This window comes from Bradyrhizobium sp. USDA 3262, from assembly GCF_054060035.1.
Genome location: NZ_JBSSCT010000001.1, coordinates 961270 through 982670, shown reverse-complemented (window position 1 = coordinate 982670; position 21401 = coordinate 961270). Strand labels below are relative to the sequence as shown.

The following is a 21401-nucleotide window of genomic DNA, read 5'->3' as shown; positions in this document are numbered from 1 at the left end:
CGGAGAGCGCACGAAGCGTGATCTCCCGGAGCCCGTCCGCACACTTCTTCGATGCGCTCTAGCGTCCGGTCGAGCCGAAGCCGCCGCTGCCGCGCCCGGTCGCCGACAGCACGTCGACTGGAACCAGCTCGGCACGCGTGACCGGCGCGATCACCATCTGCGCGATGCGCTCGCCGCGCCGGATCGAAAACACCTCATGGCCGTGATTGATCAGCAGCACGTTGATCTCGCCGCGATAGTCGGCGTCGATCGTGCCGGGCGAGTTCAGCACCGTGACGCCGTATTTGGCGGCAAGGCCGGAGCGCGGCCGCACCTGGGCCTCGTAGCCCGGCGGCAGCGCGATCGTCAGTCCGGTCGGAACCATCTCGTAGCGGCCCGGCAGCAGCAGCAGCGGCGCTGACCGCGGCACCGCCGCGAGCAAATCGAGGCCGGCGGCGTCGGCGGTCTGATAGATCGGCAGCAAGAGATCGGCGCCGTGCGGCAATTGGTGGACTTCGACCTTGATGGTGGCGCTCACGATGCGGTTCCTACGGCTCTTGCGATGCGCGACACCAGCGCGGTCGCGACTTCCTCCTTGGTCATGACGGGCCAGGAGTCGACGGTGACGTCCTTGCCCTCGCGCGAGAGCAGGTGAACGGTGTTGCGGTCGCCGCCCATCACGCCGGTCGCCGGCGAGACGTCGTTGGCGACGATCCAGTCGCAGCCCTTGCGCGCGAACTTCGCCTTGGCGTTCTCGATCAGATGCTCGGTCTCGGCGGCAAAGCCGATCACCAGCGGCGGCCGCTGCTCCTTCAGTTTGGAAATTGTCGCGAGGATGTCGGGGTTCTCGACCAGCTGCAGCGGCGGCATGCCGGCCGCGGCCTTCTTCAGCTTCTGGCTGCCTTCGGCGGCGACCCGCCAGTCGGCGACCGCGGCGGCGAAGATCGCGACGTCGACCGGCAGCGCCGCCTCCACCCGGTGCAGCATGTCGCGTGCGGATTCTACGCGCATCACGGAGATGCCCTGGGGATCGCCGAGCTCGACCGGCCCCGTCACCAGCACCACCTCGGCGCCGGCGGCGCGCGCGGCGGCGGCAATGGCAAAGCCCTGCTTGCCGGACGAGCGATTGGCGATGTAGCGGACCGGATCGATCGCCTCGTGGGTCGGGCCCGCGGTGATCAGCACCCGCTTGCCGGCCAGCGGACGCGGCTGCGGCGGCCGCAGCATGCGGTCGGCGGCGGCGGCGATCTCGGTCGGCTCGGCCATCCGGCCGACGCCGGCTTCGCCGGCTTCCGCCATCTCGCCGGCATTGGGGCCGACGGTATGGACGCCATCGCGGCGGAGCTGCAGCACGTTGCGGCGGGTGGCCGGATTGTTCCACATCAGCGGGTTCATCGCCGGCGCCAGCAGGATCGGCCGGTTGGCCGCCAGCAAGGTGGCGGTGGCGAGATCGTCGGCATGGCCCTGCGCCATCTTGGCCATCAGGTCGGCGGTCGCCGGCGCCACCACGATCAGGTCGCAGTCCCGCGCCAGGCGGATATGGCCGGCGTCGAACTCGCTCTCGGCGTCGAACAGGTCGGTGTAGACGCGCTCATGCGACAGCGCGCTGGCGGCGAGCGGGGTGACGAATTGCTGGGCCGCCCTGGTCAGCACGCAGCGGACCTGGATGTGCCGTTCCTTGAGCCGCCGGATCAGATCCAGCGCCTTGTAGGCCGCAATCCCGCCGCCGATGATCAGGGTGATGCGCGGCTCGCCGGCCACGCTGGCGGCCCGCGGAGCAGGGGCTGCCACTGTCGCGGGACCCGGGCCGGGCGCCTCGGCAGGCTCCGGTCCGCCGTCTGCGAGCTCCCGGAGGATCACCCGGACCTCCTCCTCGACCGACCGGCCGTTTTTGGCGGAGCGCAGCCGCAGATAGGCCTTCAGCGTGTCGTCGAGTTTGCGGATGGTCAGGCTGGCCATGGCGTGCTGCCCTCAAAGCATGATCCGGAAAAGTGTGAAGCGGTTTTCCCTCGCGACAAACGCAAGGCGTTTGCGCGGAGATCATGCTCAAACAAGTGTGATAGCGATGCTATCACATAGTGCATGCATTGCAATCAGTGCGCCCGGATGGCGAAGAAGATCGCAATGGAGGCGATCGCAATGACCCAGAGGCCGACGGTCTGCACCCGCGCCTTGCGGGCCTCGGCGCGGGCCATTTCGTCGATCGAGTCCGACGACAGCATGTGGCCCTCCAGCGTCATGGTCTCCAGCTGCTCGAGCACCGTGACGGCGCGGTTGGCGATCGACGGCAGGTTGGCGAGGATGCGGCCGAGCTCGCCCGCGCCCGAGAGCGCGCCCTGGATGCGGCCGGCCGGGCCGAGATTCTGCGTGATCCATTCGCGCACCACGGGGTCGGCGATCTTCCAGATGTCGAGCTTCGGGTCGAAGCCGCGCGCCACGCCCTCGACCACCACCATGGTCTTCTGCAGCAGGATCAGCTCGGGGCGCGTCTGCATGTCGAACAGGCCGGTGACCTCGAGCAGAAGCGTGAGCAGCTTCGCCATCGAGATTTCCTCGGCGGTGCGGTTGTGGATCGGCTCGCCGATCGCGCGGATCGCTTGCGCGAAATTCTCCACCGAATGGTGGCCCGGCACATAACCGGCCTCGAAATGCACCTCGGCGACGCGGCGATAGTCGCGGGTGATGAAGCCGAGCAGGATCTCGGCCAGGAAGCGCCGCTCCTTCAGCCCGAGCCGTCCCATGATGCCGAAATCCACGGCAACGAGCCGGCCGGCCTCGTCGAGGAACAAATTGCCGGGATGCATGTCGGCATGGAAGAAGCCGTCGCGCAGCGCGTGGCGCAGGAAGCTCTGGATCACCTTGCGGCCGAGATCGGGCAAATCGACCTTGGCCTGTGCCAGCCGGACGTGATCGTTCAGCGCGATGCCGTCGATCCACTCCATCGTCAGCACGCTGTGCGCGGTGCGGTCCCAATCCACCGCGGGGACGCGGAAGTCCGGATCGTCGCGGGTGTTCTCGGCCATCTCGGACAGCGCGGCCGCCTCGAGCCGCAGGTCCATCTCCATCGCGACCGAGCGCGACATCGTGTTGATGACCTCGATCAGCCGCAAGCGCCGCGCCTCGGCGGAATGCGCCTCGGCCTTGTGCGCGACAAAGAAGAAGTCGCTGAGGTCGCGGCGGAAGCGCGCGGCGACATTGGGCCGGAGCACCTTGACCGCAACCTGCTGCCGCACGCCGTCGCGCTCGATCTCGCCGCGATGCACCTGCGCGATCGAGGCTGCGGCAACCGCAGGGCCCAGATGCACGAAGGCCTGCGCCAGCGGACGTTCCAGCGATTGCGTGATGACGGTTTCGGCCGCTTCCTGCGCGAATGGCGGCAGCCGGTCCTGCAGGGCTTCGAGATCGCGCGCCATCGCCACGCCGACCACGTCGGGGCGGGTCGCGAGGAATTGCCCGAGCTTGAGATAGGCCGGTCCGAGCCGCGTCAGTGCGCGCGACAACCGCGGACCGGACTTGGCCGAGCGGCGCTCGATCAGCCGCGCCAGCTTCAGCGCGAGCTGCCCGGGCGGCGGCACTAGCGCGGGATCGACGACGCCGAACACGCCCTCGCGCGCAAACACGAAACCGGCGCGGGCGAGGCGCGTGATGTGGGTCAGTGCAGAGATCACAAACGCCAGCCCGAATGCAGCGCCACGATGCCGCCGCGAGAGGCTCTGCCACTTCACGCGGGCAAAGCCGGCGGCGCCGATCATCTCGGCGAACGCGTTCGGCCGCGGGAATTTGCGGATCGACTCGACGAGATATTGATAGGACTCGGCGTCACCGGTGACGGCGCGGCCGAGCGGCGGGATCACCTTGAAGGAAAACAGATCGTAGATCTTGTCGAGGCCGGGCACGTCGACGGTGGAGAATTCCAGGCACAGGAAGCGGCTGCCGGGCTTGAGCACGCGATAAGCCTCGCGCAGCGCAAGGTCGATCTGCGGCACGTTGCGGATGCCGAACGCGATGGTGTAGGCGTCGAACGCGCGGTCGGCGAAGCCCAGCGCCTCGGCGTTGCCCTCGACGAACGACACGCGGTCATCGAGGTGCTGCTTCGCGGCGCGCTCGCGGCCGACGGCGAGCATGTCGGTATTGATGTCGCAGACCGTGGCATGAAAGCCCGCGCCCGCGGTCTTGGCGGCCCGGAACGCGATGTCGCCGGTGCCGCCGGCGACGTCGAGCAGCGCGAACGGCCGGTCGCCCTTCGGCGGATCGAGCGTCGTGATCATGACGTCCTTCCAGGCCCGGTGCAGGCCTGCCGACATCAGATCGTTCATCAGGTCGTAGCGGGACGCCACGCTGTGAAACACGTCGTTCACCAGCGTCTGCTTCTCGCCCAGGGGTACGTCCCTGAAGCCGAAATGGGTGGTTTGATCCGGCCGATCCATCAACTGATACTCTTACCTTTTGGTCGCGTTTTCTTCACGCGAACCGGTGCCCATCCCGTATCAAGTACGGGACAGGCTTCGCTCGAAAACGCTCCAGCCAGACCATAGCGCGGCGGCCGCAATGGCGCTATCACGTCACTTCCAAAAGGTGAATGCCTGCCATGCCGGAATTACCCGAAGTCGAGACCGTCCGCCGCGGCCTGCAACCGGCCATGGAGGGGTCCAAGATCCTCAAGGCCGAGGCCCGCCGCAAGGATTTGCGGTTTCCGTTTCAAAAAGACTTTATCGCCCGGCTGGAGGGCCGGACCATCACCGGGCTCGGCCGCCGTGCCAAATATCTGATGGCGGACCTGAGCTCCGGCGACGTGCTGCTGATGCATCTGGGCATGTCGGGCTCGTTCCGCGTGCTGAAGGGCGAAGGCGCGGCGACGCCGGGGCAATTCCACCATCCGCGCAGCGAGGATCGCGCGCATGATCACGTCGTGTTCCACATGTCGTCGGGCGCGGCCGTCGTCTTCAACGATCCCAGGCGCTTCGGCTACATGAAGGTCATCGCGCGCAACGCGATCGAGGATGAGCCGCTGCTGAAAGGGCTCGGTCCCGAACCGCTCGGCAACGAGTTCGACGCGGCGATGCTGGCGCGCTCCTGCCACAACAAGAAGACCAGCCTGAAGGCGGCGCTGCTCGATCAGCGCGTGGTGGCGGGACTTGGCAACATCTATGTCTGCGAGGCGCTGTTTCGTTCGCATCTGTCGCCGCGGCGATTGGCCGCGACGCTTGCAACGAAGTCCGGACAACGCAAGGGCGTTGCCGGGGGCGAGCCCACCGACCACGCCAGGCGATTGGTCGACGCGATCCATTCGGTGCTCAACCAGGCGATCAAGGCCGGCGGCTCCTCGATCAGCGACCATCGATTGACCAATGGCGATCTCGGCTATTTCCAGCATTCGTTCCAGGTCTACGACCGCGAGGGCGAGACGTGCCGCACGTCGGGCTGCGAGGGCATCGTCAGGCGCTTCACCCAGAACGGCCGTTCGACGTTCTGGTGCCCGAAGTGTCAGAAGTAACATGTTCGAGACCCCGCGCATCGAGACCCAGCGCCTGATCCTGCGGCCGCTTGCGCTGTCGGATGCCGCGGCGATCCAGCGTCACTTCAACAATTGGAATGTGATCAAGACTCTCGCCACGGTGGTGCCGTGGCCCTATCCCGGCGACGGTGCGGAAAGCTTTATCAGGCGGGAGCTGGATAAGATCGCGGCCGGCGCGGAAAGCTATCAATGGGTGCTGGTGTTGCGTGCCGGCGATGGCGAGGCGATCGGCAACATCAATTTCCGGCCGCGCGCCGATGGCCGCAAGGGCAATCGCGGATTCTGGCTCGCCGAGCCGTACTGGAATCAGGGCCTCATGACCGAGGCGATCGCGGCGGTGAATGACTTCGCCTTCCTGACGCTCGGCCTTGCCAGCTTCCATGTCTGCAACGCCCAGTCCAACGTCGCCTCGCGCCGGGTCAAGCAGAAGACCGGGGCCGAATTCGTCGGCTTCGTCGAGCTTCCGCACCACAACGGCGAGTCCAGGGCGGAGAAATGGAAGGTTACGCGCGAGACCTGGCTGCGCGATCGACGCTGACATCGCTTTTGCGAATGCGGCCATGACGAATGCGACAGCTTGACCGCGCATGCGAGGCTGGCGAACATAGCTGCCATCGCTCCATCAAGAACGAGAACACAATGGCGATCAACGGCATGTCGATGAATGGCGCCTGGCGCGACCGCGCCGCGACAAGTTTTCAATGCGAGAAGCAACCGGCCACCAGCAGCCGCGGCATGGTGGTGAGCAATCATCCGCTGGCATCGAGCGCGGGCGCCGAGATGCTAGCTGCCGGCGGCAACGCGATCGATGCGGCGATCGCCACCTTGTTCACGCTGACCGTGGTCGAGCCGATGATGGTCGGCATCATCGGCGGCGGCATGGCGCATATTCGCCTCGCCGACGGCAGCCATCGCTTCATCGATGGCCAGAGCACGGTGCCGCAGGCGGTAAAGCCGGATACCTACACCTCGAAGCCGGGTTCGGCGCACGACGTGTTCGACACGGTCGGCAACGAGAATTTGAACGGGCCGAAGGCGGTCGCGGTGCCGGGCTCGCTGAAGGCCTGGTGCGAAACGCTGCGCCGCTTCGGCACAATGAGCCTCGCCGACGTGATGCAGCCGGCGATCAAGCACGCCGCGCGCGGCTATGCGGCGACGCCTTATTTGCATGAATGCATCACCGACGGCGCCGAGGAGATGCTGAAAGACAAGCCGATCTCGGCGATCTATCTGCCCAATGGCACCCCGCTGAAGCCCGGCGAGCGCGTGGTGCAGGCGGAATATGCCGAGACGCTGAAATACATCGCCGATCATGGCGACAACGCACTCTACCAGGGACCGCTCGGCGACATCCTGGTCGACTACATGAAGAAGCACGGCGGCTTCGTCGCGCAAGAGGATCTTGCGACCTACAAGACCGTCGAGCGGCAGCCGATCCGCTGCGATTACCGCGGCTGGGAAATCCTCGGGCCCCCGCCGCCGGCGGCATCAGGCGTGCACATCACGCAGATGCTCAACATCCTCGAAGGTTATGATATCGCGCAGCTCGGCTTCGGCACGGCCGAGACGATCCATTATCTTGCCGAGGTGTTGAAGATCGCCTTTGCCGACCGCGCGGCCGCGAGCGGCGATCCCGCCTATATCAACGTGCCGGTGGAGCGGCTGACCTCGAAGGCCTATGCCGAGGAGCGCCGCCGCGCGATCGATCCCGCCGCTGCACAAGCCTGGAAAGCCGGCGTCACCCAGCTCGAAAGCGCGCACACCACTCACATGACCGCGGCGGATGCGATGGGCAATGTGGTCGCGACCACCCAGACCATCAACAATCTGTTCGGCGCCAAGATCCTGATCCCCGGCCTCGGCACCGTGCCGAACAACTACATGAACCTGTTCGATCCGCGGCCGGGGCACGCGCTGTCGCTGGCCGCCGGCAAGCGCGTCACCACCTCGATGTCGCCGATGATGGCGCTGCGCGACGGCAAGCTCGCTTACGCGCTCGGCCTGCCCGGCGGCAAGCGCATCTTCCCGAGCGCGATGCAGGCGCTGATCAACCTGATCGACCACGGCATGAGCCTGCAGGAGGCGGTCGAGGCGCCGCGGGTCTGGACCGAGGGCAATGCGCTGGAGGTCGAGCAGGCGGTGCCGGAAGCCGTCCGCGCCGCGCTGTCAGCCAAGGGCCACAAGGTGCAAGTGGTGCCGACGGTGGCCGGCGGCATGAACGCGATCCAGTTTCACGCTGACGGCACGATGTCGGGCGCGGCCTGCTGGCGCGCCGACGGCACCCCGGTCGGCATTTCCGGCGGTCTCGCCCGCGCCGGGGTGCGATTTGCGTTGAGGTGACGCCGACTACGCTGTTTGACAGGTTGAACCGAAAACCATCCTCCATGTCGTCCTGGCGAAAGCCAGGACCCATTACCCCTAATCTCATTGCTGTGCGACGCCGGGGCCGCGATCCGGTTTCATCGCTGAATGCGGTGGTTATGGGTCCTGGCTTTCGCCAGGACGACATGTGGAAGAGCGGTAGCTGAATCACAAATGACTATGGAATGCTGGATCGTCCGCCAGAGCCTGTCCCCATCGTCGTCCCGGCGAAGGCCGGGACCCATAACCACAGCCCGTCATTGTTACGCGCTGCTGAAACGACGAGTCCCGCCTACAACGCCTGCTGCGGCGTATGGGTCCCGGCCTACGCCGGGACGACGAGATGGACAGAACCCGGTCTGCTATGCGGGATCACCCGCAAGCGGGGCGAGGTAACTCTACTTCCTGACGCAGATCACGCGGACCACGGCGGCCTTGGCGTCCGTCGTGTCGCCTGATGTGGTGACGCCATGCACTTTCAGGAAGCTGCGCACTGTGTCGGCCGGCACCAGCGCGGCCTGCGCCGGCGGCGCCGCGTTTGCGGGGCCTGCAACGATGACGGGCTTCAGCGTCGCGATACCGGCAAACCTGCCGCCACTATCGGTCGCCGCCGCGCCGGAGAACCCGAGTGCCGGCGCCGGTGACAGCGCCTGATCGCCGCCGCCGATCTGTGCGACCGAAGCCTTGACGCTGCTCGCGGCCGCGCCGCCGCCCTGGCTCTGCGGATCGGCGATCCCGGTGATCTCGAGCGTGGTTTGCGTCGCCTGGCCTGCGATATTGAGTGGCCTCAGGCCCCGCGCACCATAGATGCGCAGCAGCGCGAGATCGTGATCCCTGTCCTCGGCGACCCGATCGGCATTGCCGTAGCCTGGGATCGTCAGCGCGATGCAGTCGTCGGTCGCCACGCGATCGGTCACGATGGCCCCGTCGTCGCTGACCACGACGCCGCTGGCATATTCGACGGTCTTGCGCGGCGGCGGACCGGCCTGCACCGCCGACGGAAATGCGTTGAAGGCGCTCGACATCGCGATCACCACCGGCTCGATGGCGGTTTGCATCGCCTGGTCATAGAGGATGGTGAGGATGCGGACCTCGTCGCCCTTCAAGGTGCCGCGCAGATAGAACTTCTTCAGCCCCTGCATGCCCGACAGCACGAAGAAATCCGGCTTCACCACGGTGTAGTCGATGGTGCGGCCGGCCGGTTCCTTCTTTTCCTGCTCGGCGAGCTTTGCGGTGGTCGGGCTCGCCTCCTTGCGCCGGGTCAGCAGCACCTGGACGGTGCCGGTCGGCGAGGTCCATCTGGCCCCGGCGGCATCGCTGGCGAGCTGCGGCACCAGCTTGGTCGGAATGCCGAGCCGCGCCCCGGTGGCCGGCTCGGTGACGATCCGCCAGCCGACAGCCTCCTGCTTCCGCCGCGCCGTGTCGGCGAGCACGCCGCGCTCCTGCGGGTTCAGCACGCCGGTCGGCTTGCCGCCGCGCTTCTTCTGGAATTCCTTGATCGCATTGACCATGCGTTCGCTGACGTCGCCGGTAATCGCGCCGTTATATTCGCCGACCCAGGCGAGGTCCGATTGCAGCGCCAGCCGCTCGGCCTGCGCCATCGCGCCCGCGGTATCCTCCGGCTTCTGCAGCGCGGGGCGTATCGGCACCGTCGTCACGGTCTTCGGCTTCGCCCCCGCCGTCGAGGGCGGCGTCATCTGGGCCTGCGCCATGCCCATGGCAGCGGCCATCAATGTTGCCGAAAGCACCGATCTCATGACAAATCTGGGGGGAATGACTGACACCATTGACGTCCAGGCAATTAAGCACATCTGCTTGGTCGGCAACAACCGCGCTCCGGTTCAGGGAGCGCGTCAACCCTCATCCTGAGGAGCGGCGAGAGCCGCGTCTCGAAGGATGAGGCCACGGACCGGGCCTCGTGGTTCGAGACGCGCGTGCCGCGCTCCTCACCATGAGGGTCACGGGTAGGATAGATGAGACAATGCTGAGTGCCGACGAACTTGAACGCTATGCCCGCCACATCGTGCTGCGCGAGGTGGGCGGCCCCGGCCAGAATGCGCTGAAAAAAGCGTCGGTGCTGGTGATCGGCGCCGGCGGCCTCGGCGCGCCGGTGCTGATGTATCTGGCCGCCGCCGGCGTCGGCCGGCTCGGCGTGATCGATGACGATATCGTCTCGCTCTCCAACCTGCAGCGCCAGATCATCCATGCGACGTCTGATATCGGCAAGCGCAAGGTCGACAGCGCGGCGGCGCAGATCCATGCGCTCAATCCGCATGTGACGTTCGAGGCGCATCCGATGCGGCTCACCGCCGACAATGCGATGGCGCTGATCGCGAACTACGACCTCGTGCTCGACGGCTCGGACAATTTCGAGACCCGCTATCTCGTCGCCGATGCCTGCTTCCTCGCGAAGCGGCCGCTGATCACGGCCGCACTGGGCCAGTTCGACGGTTCGCTGACCACGATCCGCGCGCATGAGAAGAATGCGGACGGCGAATTCAACCCGACCTATCGCTGCCTGTTTCCAGAGGCGCCGCCGCCGGGCACGGTGCCGGCTTGCGCTGAGGCCGGCGTGATGGGCGCGCTCGCCGGCGTGCTGGGATCGATGATGGCGCTGGAGGCGATCCGCGAGATCGTCGGCTTCGGCGAGGGCCTGGTCGGCCGCCTCCTGATGGTGGATGCGCGCGCGATGCGGTTCGAAACCCTGCGTTACGCGCGCGATCCGCAGAACCCGCTCAATGGCGATGGGCCTGTCATCACTGACCTCGGCGCCCATCGCACCTGAGTGCTGCCGTTACCTGGTGGCCGGCTTCTCGCTGTCGAGATGCGCCATCTGCTCGGCCGCATAGCGCGTGCCGGCCGCGATATCCGGTGGGAAGGCTTTCGCCAGCGCCGCGAGATGAGCTTGCGTCAGCGTCAGCCTGGTCGCGCCGACCGCTTCGGTGAGACGGTTGCGGGTGCGGGCGCCGACCAGCGGCACGATCTCTTTGCCCTGCGCCGCGACCCAGGCGATCGCGACCTGCGCCGACGTTGCTCCGATCTCGGCGGCAATGGCGCGCAACTGCTCCACCAGCGCGAGATTGGCATCGAGGTTCGCGCCCTGGAAGCGCGGCGTCATCAGCCGATAGTCCCTGCCGATCTTGCCGGACTCCTTCGACCAGTGGCCGCTGATCAGTCCGCGCGCCAGCACGCCGTAGGCCGTGATGCCGATGCCAAGCTCGCGGCAGGTCGCCAGGATGTCGCGCTCGATGCCACGCTCGATCAGCGAGTATTCGATCTGGAGATCGACGATCGGATGTACGGCATGCGCACGGCGGATGGTGTCGGAGCCGACCTCGGACAGGCCGATATGTCTGATGTAGCCGGACTTCACCAGATCGGCGAGGCCGCCGATCGTCTCCTCGATCGGAACATTCGGATCAAGACGTGCCGGGCGGTAGATGTCGATGTAGTCGGTGCCGAGACGTTGCAGCGAATAGGCGAGGAAATTCTTCGTCGCGGCCGGCCGGGTGTCCATTCCGGCGAATTCACCCGCGGGGCCGCGCAGCGCGCCGAACTTGACGCTGATCTGCAGCCGGTCGCGCGCGATGTCCTTCAGGGCTTCCTGCACCAGCATCTCGTTGTGGCCCATGGCGTAGAAGTCGCCGGTATCAAGCAGCGTGATGCCGGCATCGAGCGCCGCATGCACCGTGGCGATGCTCTCGCCGCGATCGGCCGGGCCATAGACCTCGGACATGCCCATGCAGCCGAGGCCGAGGGCCGAGACGGTGGGCCCGGTTGAGCCGAGTTTGCGTGTGTCCATGTGGATGTTCCTCGAACGTTTGCGGCGGAGAATCCGCCGCCAAATGCCGAGGTGATATGGGCCGGTCGGTTTCGGACGATAAGCTGGACAATCGCGAATGGCTTGTTCACTATATCGAACAATGCAAGATTTCGACCTTCGCGACCTCGACGCCTTCGTAGCGGTGGCGCGCACGCGCAATTTCCGGCGTGCCGCGCTCGAGCAGCGCGTCTCGGTCTCCAGCCTCAGCCAGCGCCTGCGCGACATGGAGGAGCGGCTCGGCGTCCGTCTGATGAACCGCACCACCCGCAGCGTCGCGCTGACCGAGGCCGGCGAACTGCTGCTCGCCCGCGTCGCGCCGGCCATGGTCAACGTCGCCGATGCGATCACGGAGGTGCGCGGCCTGCGCGCCGAGCCGTCGGGGCGGTTGCGCATCAACGCGCCGCCGCCCGCGGTCGATCTGGTGCTGGCGCCGATGATCGCGCCGTTCCTCGCCAGATATCCGCGGGTCGACCTCGACGTCGTCGCGGAGAGTGCGTTCGTCGACATCGTCGCGCAGGGCTTTGATGCCGGCGTGCGTTACGGCGAGCACCTGGCACAGGACATGGTCGCGGTCCCGCTCGGTGCGCCGCAACGTTACGCGATCGTGGCGTCCAGTGCGTATGTCGCAAAGCACGGCCGGCCGATGCATCCGAAGGATCTGCTGGCGCACCCCTGCATCCGCAGCCGCTTCAGCAACGGCGTGATGTTCGATTGGGAATTCGAGAAGAACGGCCGCGTGGTGAAGATTTCGCCGCCGGCCAAGTTGACCGCGACCCATCTCGGCCTTGCGCTGCGCGCAGTCCATGACGGCGTCGGCTACTGGGCGACGTTCGAGGGCTATGTCCGCTACGGCGTCAAATCCGGCGCCCTGGTCAGCGTGCTCGACGACTGGTGCCCGCCGTTCGACGGACCGTTCCTCTATTATCCGAGCCGTCGCCAGCCGCCGCCCGCGCTCGCCGCGTTCGTGTCGTTCGTCGCCGACTGGCGCAAGCAGGCGCGGCGGAAGAGATAGGTCGAGCTCTCACCACATCGTCGTCCCGGCCTTGAGCCGGACCCATAACCACAGCTCTCACGATTGCGAAGGCTGGAGCTCCAGCTCAGCGCAACCACGAACTGCGGTGGTTATGGGTCCCTGCGTTCGCAGGGACGACACCGAATGTTGGTCTCAGGGCAATCCCGTAGCCCGACGCGTCAAGTTGCCTGGTCGAGCGCCGGCCGCACCGGCTACTTTGCATGGGGTTGTTTTCGATATTTTGGCAGTCCGTAGCCCGGATGGAGCGAAGCATAATCCGGGGTGGTTTTGACGCAGTGATGCTGTCCCGGATTGCGCTGCGCTCCATCCGGGCTACAGGTCTCTCTTCCCCCTTCCCCCTGAAAGGGGGAAGGTCGGGATGGGGGTCAGCAACACGCACCGTCGCTCGTGGGGAGAGATGATCCCCATCCGCTTTGCTCTGGCGAGCAAAGCGACCTCCCCTTTTCAAGGGGAGGTTGGAGCTGCGTGGCGTAGATGGAGCGCGGCGTAATCCTGGCTACGAGCACTTACAGCATGCTCGGCAGCACGCGATCCGGCGGCTTGTGGGCGTCGAGGAAGGTTCGGATGTTGATGATCACCTTCTCGCCCATCTCGACGCGGCCTTCGATGGTGGCCGAGCCCATATGCGGCAGCAGCGTCACCTTGCCGGCCCGGGCGAGCCGTACCAGCTTGGGGTTCACCGCGGGCTCGTGCTCATAGACGTCGAGGGCTGCGCCGCCGATATCGCCGGCTTCGATCAGCTTGATCAGCGTGTCCTCGTCGATCACCTCGCCGCGCGCGGTGTTGACGACATAGGCCTCCTTGCGGATCAGCTTGAGCCGCCGCGCCGAGAGCAGATGATAGGTCGCCGGCGTGTGCGGGCAATTCACCGAGATGATGTCCATCCGCGCCAGCATCTGGTCGAGGCTTTCCCAATAGGTCGCCCCGAGCTCTTCGGCGATCATAGGCGCCACCGGGCGGCGGTTGTGATAGTGGATCTGCAGGCCGAAGGCGCGGGCACGGCGCGCCACGGCCTGGCCGATGCGGCCCATGCCGACGATGCCGAGGCGCTTGCCGCCGATGCGGTGGCCGAGCATCCAGGTCGGCGACCAGCCCGCCCAGTGCTGCTTGCCTTCGGTCAGGATCGAGGCGCCCTCGATCATGCGCCGCGGCACCGCAAGGATCAGCGCCATGGTCATGTCGGCGGTGTCCTCGGTCAGCACCTTCGGGGTGTTGGTCACCGTGATGCCGCGCGCATGCGCCGCGGCGACGTCGATATTGTCGACGCCGTTGCCGAAATTGGCGATCATCTTCAGCTTGCAGTCGGGCTGATTGATCACATCCTCGCGGACCATGTCGGTCACGGTCGGCACCAGCACGTCGGCGGTTCGCGCCGCCTCAGCGATCTGCTCCGGCGTCATCGGCGTGTCGTCGAGATTCAATCTGGCGTCGAACAGCTCGCGCATCCGGGTCTCGATCGAGTCCGGCAGCTTGCGGGTGACGACGACGAGAGGCTTTTTCTTCACCGACATGTCCTGCTTTCATGGGGCGCGCGGCGTGCCAAAAAACAAACCGTTCAGGCCTCATTAACCCGGTTGTTCGACACTGCTGATAGCCGCGCTGTCCCGGCGTTTCCTTCGCGTTTCCTAGGGTTCCCCGATACTTGCCCCGGCTTTTCGCCAAGGCGAAACAACGGGAAATTCGGGTGTTCTGGCTCTCAGGCGTTCCGTCCTCTCTAGCAGAAGGCCGGGCCAAGACAAGAACCCCCGGACTTGCTGTGCGGGAGCGAACGGGCGCAGGCGCAGGGGGCCTTCGGGCGTGGTTGGGGTTGCAGTGCGCCGGATGCGGGTTAGGCATCTCGGCAGGAGACGAGTTGATGGTGGCGTTCTGGCGTTTCAGTTCATTGGTGGCGCTGGTCGGAAGCATGCTGAGTGCGTCGGTCATGCCCGGACATTCCGCCAAGGATTTGAGCCCAACCACCAGCGGCCTGCCGATCCCGCGCTATGTCAGCCTGAAGTCGGATCACGTGAACGTCCGGGCCGGCCCGACCAAGGACAATGACGTCGCCTGGGTCTACACGCGGTCGGGGCTGCCGGTCGAAATCACCGCCGAGTTCGAGAACTGGCGCCGGGTGCGCGATTCCGAGGGCGCCGAAGGCTGGGTCTATCATTCCCTGCTGTCCGGCCGCCGCACTGCCGTCGTCACCATGAAGAACAAGGACGATCTGGCCTCGCTCTACGATCGCCCCGACGCCACCAGCGCCGTCGCGGCGCGCCTGCAGGCCGGCGTCGTCGCGCAGGTGAAGAAATGCGCCAACAACTGGTGCCGGGTCACCGGTAACGGCTTCGACGGCTGGATCGAACAGCAGCGCCTCTGGGGCGTCTACGCCGACGAGAAGGTGGACTGAGGTTTGTCGTCCCTGCGAAAGCAGGGACCCATACCGCGTGATTTATCGTTGGCGCGCGGTAGGAGACGCCTTTAGCCAGCAACCAAGATTTGTGGTTATGGGTCCCTGCTTTCGCAGGGACGACAGAACTCAGCGCTTCTTGCGCAGCCGCACGACCATGTCGACGCGGGAGATCTCGTAGCCTTCGGGCACGTCGGGCATTTTCGACAGCACGAGGTTCGGGTCGGGGATGTCGACCAGCTCGTGGTTGTGCTCGAGATAGAAGTGGTGGTGCGTCGACACGTTGGTGTCGAAATAGGTTTTCGTGCCGTCGACGCTGACCTGGCGCAGCAGGCCGGCATCGGTCAGCTGGTTCAGGGTGTTGTAAACGGTCGCCAGCGACACCGGAACCTTGGCCAGCGTGGCTTCCTCGTACAGCATTTCAGCGGTCAGGTGGCGGGCACCCTTGCCGAACAGCAGCCAGCCCAGCGCCATGCGCTGGCGGGTCGGCCGCAGACCGGCAGACTGCAACATTTCGTTGACGTCATGCCACGGACAGCCGGTCAGGGCAGGGTGGTGCCCAGCGCCCCGGGCAGCCGGGTGCACGGCATCATCGTTCACAGCCGGTACTTCCTCGTTCATATCCACTCTATGCACCCAACTCAGGCAATATTCCTCATAAATATAAAAAGGATGCCTATCAGATGCAAGTTTTTCGCAACTAGAACGAATCCAAGCTGCGGTAGAAACCTAAGGAGAAGCGGTCATTTATCATCGGAATGCCGCTTTGCCGCCCAGTTAGCCGTATGTTAGAGAGCGCGCGGACCACATATGCGCTTTCGGCAGAGATAACAGGCCGTAGCGTACCCAGGTAGCGCCAAGATGCGGGACGGGTTATTCCGGTTCCCGTGGGTAGATCAAGGTCCGACCAAGCAAAGCGCTTCATCGGGACATCAGAGGTGGAAAGAGGATGCTGGATCGGCGCGGCGGTTACGAATACGAGGATTTGCTGGCTTGCGGGCGGGGCGAGCTTTTCGGTCCCGGCAACGCCCAGTTGCCGCTGCCGCCGATGCTGATGTTCGATCGCATCAGCCAGATTTCGGAAAATGGCGGCGAGTACGGCAAGGGGCTGGTGCGCGCCGAGCTCGAGGTGAAACCGGATCTCTGGTTCTTCGGCTGTCATTTCAAGAACGATCCGGTGATGCCGGGCTGCCTCGGCCTCGATGCCATGTGGCAAATGGTCGGCTTTTACCTCGGCTGGATCGGCGGCGAAGGTCGTGGCCGCGCGCTCGGCCTCGGCGAGCTGAAGTTCTCCGGACAGGTCCTGCCGCACGCGCGCAAGGTTGTGTACAACATCGATATCAAGCGCGTGATGCGGTCAAAGCTCGTGCTTGGAATTGCCGATGGGTGGCTTTCCATGGACGACGAGATTATCTATCGCGCCAAGGACTTGAAGGTCGGGTTGTTCAAGCAGGGCACGGCGCCATCTTGAGCAGGATCATCATGCGGCAACATAAAGGCAGGGCGAGGCGAACATGAGGCGGGTTGTCATCACGGGGATGGGTATTGTCTCGTCCATCGGTAACAACACCCAGGAAGTGCTTGCGAGCCTCTACGAGGCGAAGTCGGGCATTTCGCGCGCGGAGAAGGCCGCCGAACTCGGCTTCCGTTCGCAGGTGCACGGTGCGCCGACACTCAATCCTGCCGAGGTGATCGATCGCCGCGCGATGCGGTTCCTTGCCGAAGGTGCGGCGTGGAATCACGTTGCGATGGAACAGGCGATCCGCGACTCCGGCCTCGAGGAGAATGAAGTCTCCAACATCCGCACCGGCATCATCATGGGATCCGGTGGACCGTCGACGCGCACGCTGGTGGAGGCCGCCGACATCGCGCGCGCCAAGGGCCCGAAGCGCGTCGGTCCGTTCGCGGTGCCGAAGGGCATGTCCTCGACCGCGTCGGCGACGCTCGCGACCTGGTTCAAGATCAAGGGCGTGAACTATTCGATCTCGTCGGCCTGCGCGACGTCGAACCACTGCATCGGCAACGCCTATGAGACGATCCAGATCGGCAAACAGGATATCATCTTCGCCGGCGGCTGCGAGGAGCTCGACTGGACGCTGTCGGTGCTGTTCGACGCCATGGGCGCGATGTCCTCGAAATACAACGACACGCCGGCCACCGCCTCGCGTCCCTACGACCTCAACCGCGACGGCTTCGTCATCGCTGGCGGCGCGGGTGTCGTGGTGCTGGAAGAGCTCGAGCACGCCAAGGCGCGCGGCGCCAGGATCTATGCCGAGGTCGTCGGCTACGGCGCGACCTCCGACGGCTACGACATGGTGGCGCCGTCGGGCGAGGGCGCCGAGCGCTGCATGCGCATGGCGATGTCGACGGTGAACACGCCGGTCGATTACATCAATCCGCATGCCACTTCGACGCCCGCCGGCGATCCGCCGGAGATCGAGGCGATCCGCAAGGTGTTCGGCACCGGCGACAAGTGCCCGCCGATCTCGGCCACCAAGGCGCTGACCGGCCACTCGCTCGGCGCCACCGGCGTGCAGGAAGCGATCTATTCGCTGCTGATGCTGAACAACGGCTTCATCTGCGAGAGCGCGCATATCACCGAACTCGATCCGGTGTTTGCCGACATGCCGATCGTGCGCAAGCGCATCGACAACGTCAAGCTCAACACCGTGCTGTCGAACTCGTTCGGCTTCGGCGGTACCAACGCCACGCTGGTGTTCAGGCGGCTTGACGCGTGATTTCGCCTCTCCTCGCTTGCTGAGGGAGGTCCGCGGGCAGCGAATGGGAACAGTGCAACGATCCGGAATGGGGTGGGAATGATTATTGAACCGCGCGTGCGAGGCTTCATCTGCACGACGGCACATCCCGTCGGCTGCGCCACGAATGTCCGCGAACAGATCGCCTATGTTCTGAAGCAGGGCCCGGTCGCCGACTGCCCGAAGCGGGTTGCCGTGCTGGGCTGCTCGACTGGGTATGGCCTCGCGAGCCGCATCGTCGCGACCTTCGCCGGCGGCGCTGACACCATCGGCGTGTCGCTGGAGCGCGAGCCGTCGGAAAAGAGAAGCGCCAGCGCCGGCTGGTACAACAACCGTGCCTTCGAGATCGAAGCCCAGAAGATCGGACGCTCGCCGCTCACGCTCGAAGGCGACGCCTTCTCCGACGAGCTGAAGGCGACCTTCATCGAGCGGGTGCGTGAGAAATTCGGACAGCTCGACCTGCTGGTCTACAGCATGGCGGCGCCGGTCCGGACTGATCCCGACACCGGCAAGACCTATCGTTCGGTGATCAAGCCGCTGGGCGCCCCCGTCGAGATCAAGACGCTCGACACCGAGACCGGTGAGGTGTTCCAGACGACGCTCGAGCCGGCGAGCGAGGAGCAAACCGCGGCGACCGTCGCGGTGATGGGCGGCGACGACTGGAAGCGCTGGATCGATCAACTCGCGGATGCCGGCGTTTTGGCGCCGGGCTTCCAGACGCTCAACTACACCTATATCGGCAGCGAGCTGACCTGGCCGATCTACTGGAACGGCACGCTCGGCCGCGCCAAGGTCGATCTCGACAGCAAGGCGGAAGCGATCCGCGGCCGGCTCGGACCTGACGCGGCGCGCGTCGTCGCGCTGAAGGCCGTCGTCACCCAGGCGAGCTCGGCGATACCGGTGGTGCCGCTCTACGGCACGGTGCTGTTCAAGGTGATGAAGCAGCTCGGTCTCCATGAAGGCTGCATCGAGCAGATCGACCGCCTGTTCCGGACGAAGCTCGGTAAGGGCGTCGCGCTCGATGACGCGCAGCGCGTCAGGGTCGACGACTGGGAGCTTTCGCCCGAAGTGCAGACGGAAGTGTCGCGGCGCTGGCCGCTGCTCACCACCGAGACGCTCGGCGAACTGGCGGACCTCGGCGAGTACAAAAGCCAGTTCCTCCGCCTGTTCGGCTTCGGCATCGACGGCGTCGACTACACGCAGGACGTCGATCCCCGCGTCGTCCCGGGTTAAGCCGTTCGAAAAACATCGCGAGCGGTTACAGACCGGTCTTCTCCTTCCCCCTGAAAGGGGGAAGGTCGGGATGGGGGTCAGCCGCAGGCGATGCTGCTAGCGGAGAGAGTTGATCCCCACCCGCTTTGCTCTGGCGAGCAAAGCGACCTCCCCTTTTCAAGGGGAGGTTAGTAGCCCGGATGAAGCGAAGCGCAATCCGGGAGAGCTCTTTCTACATCAGAGACTTTTCCCGGATTTCGCTTCGCTCCATCCGGGCTACAAGATCCGATGCTTACCCCGCCGCGATCTTCTCTGCGCGCTGGAACGCGGGCCGCGCCACGCAGCGGCCGATATAGGCCTCGAACGACGGCCGCGACGGCACCATCTTGAAGACGCGCACCGCAAAGTTCAGTCCCGCGCCGATCGCGATGTCGGCGGCGGAGAATTGATCGCCGAGGATCCACGGCCCCTTCTGCAGCTCGGCGTCGAGCACGTCGAACACCTGCGCGGCGCTGCCCCATGCAGCGGTGCTGGTCGGCACCTCGAGCTTGGTGAAGAGCTGGATCAGCGCCGGCTCGATGCAGCTCGGCGAGAAGAACAGCCACTGCAGATAGCGCGCCCGCTTCGGGTCCGTCGCTGCCGGCGCGAGTTTGGTTTCGGGATAGCGGTCGGCGATATAGGCGCAGATCGCGGCGGCCTCGGCGAGCTGCGCGTCGCCGTCGGTCAACGCCGGCACCTTGCCCATCGGGTTGATCTTGAGGAAATCCGGCGATTTCTGCGCGCCGGTGCTGATGTCGGTCAGCACCCGTTCGTATGGCAGGCCGGTTTCCTCCAGCAGCCAGATGGCGGAGAACGAGCGCGAGCGCGGCGACCAGTACAGCTTGATCATGGCTTAGCCTCCGATGTGCGGTTTGTTCTCGTCCACCGATAGTGCTTCATCGTGAAGCCGGTGACCGGATTGGGCGCTTCCTTCTCGAACACAAAGCCTTCGCGCTCGTACCAGCGCCAGGCCTTCTCATTCTCGCGGACGCATTTCAGCCGGATCTCGTCGGGCATCTGCCGGCGGGCGAAGGCGAGCAGCTGACGTCCCAGGCTCATGCCCTGATAGGCGGGCACGACCATCAGCTGGTCGAGCAGCGAGGTCGGCAGGTGCAGCGCCAGCATGGCGGCGATGCTGCCGCGATCGTCGGCGACGAACAGGGTCCAGCCGCCGGCGATCTCGCGCGGCAGACGGGCGCGCAGATCGTTCAACAAACTGTCGCTGGCTTGCGAGAGCCCGGTCGAGGCCCAGCTCGCCATCCAGGCGCGCGCGATCGCGTCATGTTCGTCGGAACGTGCAGGGCGGATGGTCGGCGGCGTCATCGTCGATCCTCACGGCGTTCGACACCGGCGGTGCGACGCTGTGGATACATAAAGGTGAAAGCCCCGCGAAGCGATCGCGGAGCTTTCGAAGGTAACGCAGTTCCTCGCGACCGGCGAGCCCGGCGGCTCACACGCCGAGCGTGCCGGCCTTCGCCGCCGCATAGCGCTCGGCCACGGCCTTCCAGTTCACCGTATTCCACCACGCCTTGAGATAGTCGGGGCGGCGGTTCTGGTAGGTCAGATAATAGGCGTGCTCCCAGACATCGTTGCCGAGCAGCGCGCGCTTGCCGTCCATGATCGGATTGTCCTGGTTCGGCCGCGTCTCGATCGCGAGATTGCCATCCTTGGTGACGGTGACGAACACCCAGCCGGAGCCAAACACGCGCCCGCCGGCGGCGTTGAAATCGGTCTGGAATTTCTCCATGCCGCCGAGGTCGCGATCGATCGCGGCGAGCACCTCGCCATCCGCCTTGCCGCCGTTCGGTCCCATGATCTGCCAGAACATGGTGTGGTTGGCGTGGCCGCCCATGTTGTTGCGCACGCCGGTGCGGATCGCGTCCGGCACGCTGCCGAGATTGGCGAGCACCTCGACGACCGGCTTCTCGGCGATCTGCGGATTGTCCTTCGCGAAATTGTTGAGGTTGGTGACATAGGCCTGATGATGCCGGTCGTGATGGATTTCCATCGTCTTGGCATCGATATGCGGCTCCAGCGCATTGGTGGGATAGGTCAGCGGATCGATCTTGAATGGTCCGGCCGGGGCCTGCGTCGTGGCCTGCGCGAACGCAGCGCGCGACGAGGCGGCGGCTGCAGCGATGCCGCCTGCTGCGATCATCAAATGGCGTCGGGACATCGAGGACATCGTGGTTCTCCGTGCTGGGAAAGCATCCTGATGTTAGGCCCGAGTTGTGAACGGGTTCCAACGAATCCCGATCACAATGCCGGGTCAAAACCGCGCATGCCGATCAGCGGAG

Annotated in this window: 19 protein-coding genes and 1 pseudogene; 9 read left to right on the top strand and 11 right to left on the bottom strand. The window is 65.5% G+C overall.

Annotation, left to right across the window (positions count from 1 at the left end; all coding sequences use genetic code 11):
• Positions 1-58 precede the first annotated feature (58 nt).
• The 4 genes and pseudogenes from dut to ubiE form a co-directional block, all read right to left on the bottom strand.
• The gene (dut, locus tag ACVWYP_RS04560) at positions 59-517 is read right to left on the bottom strand and encodes a dUTP diphosphatase (protein ID WP_304497897.1); all 459 of its coding nucleotides are present in this window, start codon (positions 515-517) and stop codon (positions 59-61) included.
• Positions 514-1938 (bottom strand): bifunctional phosphopantothenoylcysteine decarboxylase/phosphopantothenate--cysteine ligase CoaBC, encoded by a 1425-nt coding sequence (gene coaBC, locus ACVWYP_RS04555; protein WP_304497896.1) that lies wholly within the window; start codon positions 1936-1938, stop codon positions 514-516. Before coaBC ends, dut begins: the two co-directional genes overlap by 4 nt.
• 134 nt (positions 1939-2072) lie before the next feature.
• Complete coding sequence (ubiB, locus tag ACVWYP_RS04550; protein WP_283066095.1) at positions 2073-3647, bottom strand: 2-polyprenylphenol 6-hydroxylase; 1575 nt, start codon at positions 3645-3647, stop codon at positions 2073-2075.
• 48 nt (positions 3648-3695) lie between these two features.
• Positions 3696-4406 (bottom strand): annotated as a pseudogene (ubiE, locus tag ACVWYP_RS04545) (bifunctional demethylmenaquinone methyltransferase/2-methoxy-6-polyprenyl-1,4-benzoquinol methylase UbiE); the annotation flags it as partial.
• 161 nt (positions 4407-4567) lie between these two features.
• Between ubiE and mutM the strand changes: the two are divergent.
• The 3 genes from mutM to ggt all read left to right on the top strand — a co-directional run bounded on the left by mutM (position 4568) and on the right by ggt (position 7834).
• Entirely contained in the window at positions 4568-5473 is a 906-nt protein-coding gene (gene mutM, locus ACVWYP_RS04540; protein WP_304497895.1) for a bifunctional DNA-formamidopyrimidine glycosylase/DNA-(apurinic or apyrimidinic site) lyase, read from the top strand.
• A 1-nt stretch (position 5474) separates the two neighbouring features.
• Positions 5475-6032, top strand: a complete 558-nt coding sequence (locus tag ACVWYP_RS04535; protein WP_304497894.1) for a GNAT family N-acetyltransferase — start codon at positions 5475-5477, stop codon at positions 6030-6032.
• Positions 6033-6154: 122 nt separating this feature from the next.
• Positions 6155-7834: a gamma-glutamyltransferase gene (gene ggt, locus ACVWYP_RS04530; protein WP_304500435.1), complete on the top strand. Its 1680-nt coding sequence runs from the start codon at positions 6155-6157 to the stop codon at positions 7832-7834.
• A 419-nt stretch (positions 7835-8253) separates the two neighbouring features.
• Here the strand turns inward: ggt and ACVWYP_RS04525 are convergent, their stop codons facing one another.
• Positions 8254-9612 (bottom strand): serine protease, encoded by a 1359-nt coding sequence (locus ACVWYP_RS04525; RefSeq protein ID WP_304497893.1) that lies wholly within the window; start codon positions 9610-9612, stop codon positions 8254-8256.
• A gap of 224 nt (positions 9613-9836) precedes the next feature.
• Here ACVWYP_RS04525 and ACVWYP_RS04520 point away from each other — a divergent pair, with 224 nt between their 5' ends.
• On the top strand, positions 9837-10640 hold the full coding sequence (locus ACVWYP_RS04520) for a HesA/MoeB/ThiF family protein (RefSeq protein WP_304497892.1): 804 nt from the start codon (positions 9837-9839) through the stop codon (positions 10638-10640).
• A gap of 9 nt (positions 10641-10649) precedes the next feature.
• Here ACVWYP_RS04520 and ACVWYP_RS04515 read toward each other — a convergent pair whose 3' ends face one another.
• Positions 10650-11657 carry an aldo/keto reductase gene (locus tag ACVWYP_RS04515; protein ID WP_304497891.1) on the bottom strand — a complete coding sequence of 336 codons (1008 nt, stop codon included), beginning with the start codon at positions 11655-11657 and terminating at the stop codon, positions 10650-10652.
• 121 nt (positions 11658-11778) lie between these two features.
• Between ACVWYP_RS04515 and ACVWYP_RS04510 the strand changes: the two genes are divergently transcribed.
• On the top strand, positions 11779-12690 hold the full coding sequence (locus tag ACVWYP_RS04510) for a LysR family transcriptional regulator (protein ID WP_304497890.1): 912 nt from the start codon (positions 11779-11781) through the stop codon (positions 12688-12690).
• A gap of 527 nt (positions 12691-13217) precedes the next feature.
• Here the strand turns inward: ACVWYP_RS04510 and ACVWYP_RS04505 are convergent.
• Entirely contained in the window at positions 13218-14222 is a 1005-nt protein-coding gene (locus tag ACVWYP_RS04505; RefSeq protein ID WP_304497889.1) for a 2-hydroxyacid dehydrogenase, read from the bottom strand.
• Between the two features lie 347 nt (positions 14223-14569).
• On the opposite strand from ACVWYP_RS04505, the gene ACVWYP_RS04500 reads away from it, so the two are divergent.
• Complete coding sequence (locus ACVWYP_RS04500) at positions 14570-15097, top strand: SH3 domain-containing protein (protein WP_028343923.1); 528 nt, start codon at positions 14570-14572, stop codon at positions 15095-15097.
• A gap of 129 nt (positions 15098-15226) precedes the next feature.
• On the opposite strand, the gene irrA is transcribed toward ACVWYP_RS04500, so the two are convergent.
• Positions 15227-15718 carry an iron response transcriptional regulator IrrA gene (irrA, locus tag ACVWYP_RS04495; protein WP_026192029.1) on the bottom strand — a complete coding sequence of 164 codons (492 nt, stop codon included), beginning with the start codon at positions 15716-15718 and terminating at the stop codon, positions 15227-15229.
• A 328-nt stretch (positions 15719-16046) separates the two neighbouring features.
• Between irrA and fabA the strand changes: the two genes are divergently transcribed.
• The 3 genes from fabA (at position 16047) to fabV (ending at position 19086) form a co-directional block, all read left to right on the top strand.
• Positions 16047-16568, top strand: coding sequence for a 3-hydroxyacyl-[acyl-carrier-protein] dehydratase FabA (gene fabA / locus ACVWYP_RS04490; RefSeq protein ID WP_304497888.1), 522 nt, complete (start codon positions 16047-16049; stop codon positions 16566-16568).
• A 43-nt stretch (positions 16569-16611) separates the two neighbouring features.
• Positions 16612-17835 (top strand): beta-ketoacyl-ACP synthase I, encoded by a 1224-nt coding sequence (fabB, locus tag ACVWYP_RS04485; RefSeq protein ID WP_028343921.1) that lies wholly within the window; start codon positions 16612-16614, stop codon positions 17833-17835.
• A gap of 78 nt (positions 17836-17913) precedes the next feature.
• Complete coding sequence (fabV, locus tag ACVWYP_RS04480; RefSeq protein ID WP_038382609.1) at positions 17914-19086, top strand: enoyl-ACP reductase FabV; 1173 nt, start codon at positions 17914-17916, stop codon at positions 19084-19086.
• A gap of 271 nt (positions 19087-19357) precedes the next feature.
• Here fabV and ACVWYP_RS04475 read toward each other — a convergent pair whose 3' ends face one another.
• The 3 genes from ACVWYP_RS04475 to ACVWYP_RS04465 all read right to left on the bottom strand — a co-directional run bounded on the left by ACVWYP_RS04475 (position 19358) and on the right by ACVWYP_RS04465 (position 21289).
• Entirely contained in the window at positions 19358-19954 is a 597-nt protein-coding gene (locus ACVWYP_RS04475) for a glutathione S-transferase family protein (RefSeq protein WP_304497887.1), read from the bottom strand.
• A complete protein-coding gene (locus ACVWYP_RS04470) occupies positions 19951-20427 on the bottom strand; it encodes a GNAT family N-acetyltransferase (protein ID WP_304497886.1) in 477 nt (158 codons plus the stop codon). The genes ACVWYP_RS04475 and ACVWYP_RS04470 overlap by 4 nt, the downstream gene beginning before the upstream one ends.
• Before the next feature lie 127 nt (positions 20428-20554).
• The gene (locus ACVWYP_RS04465) at positions 20555-21289 is read right to left on the bottom strand and encodes a superoxide dismutase (protein WP_028343917.1); all 735 of its coding nucleotides are present in this window, start codon (positions 21287-21289) and stop codon (positions 20555-20557) included.
• Positions 21290-21401 lie beyond the last annotated feature (112 nt).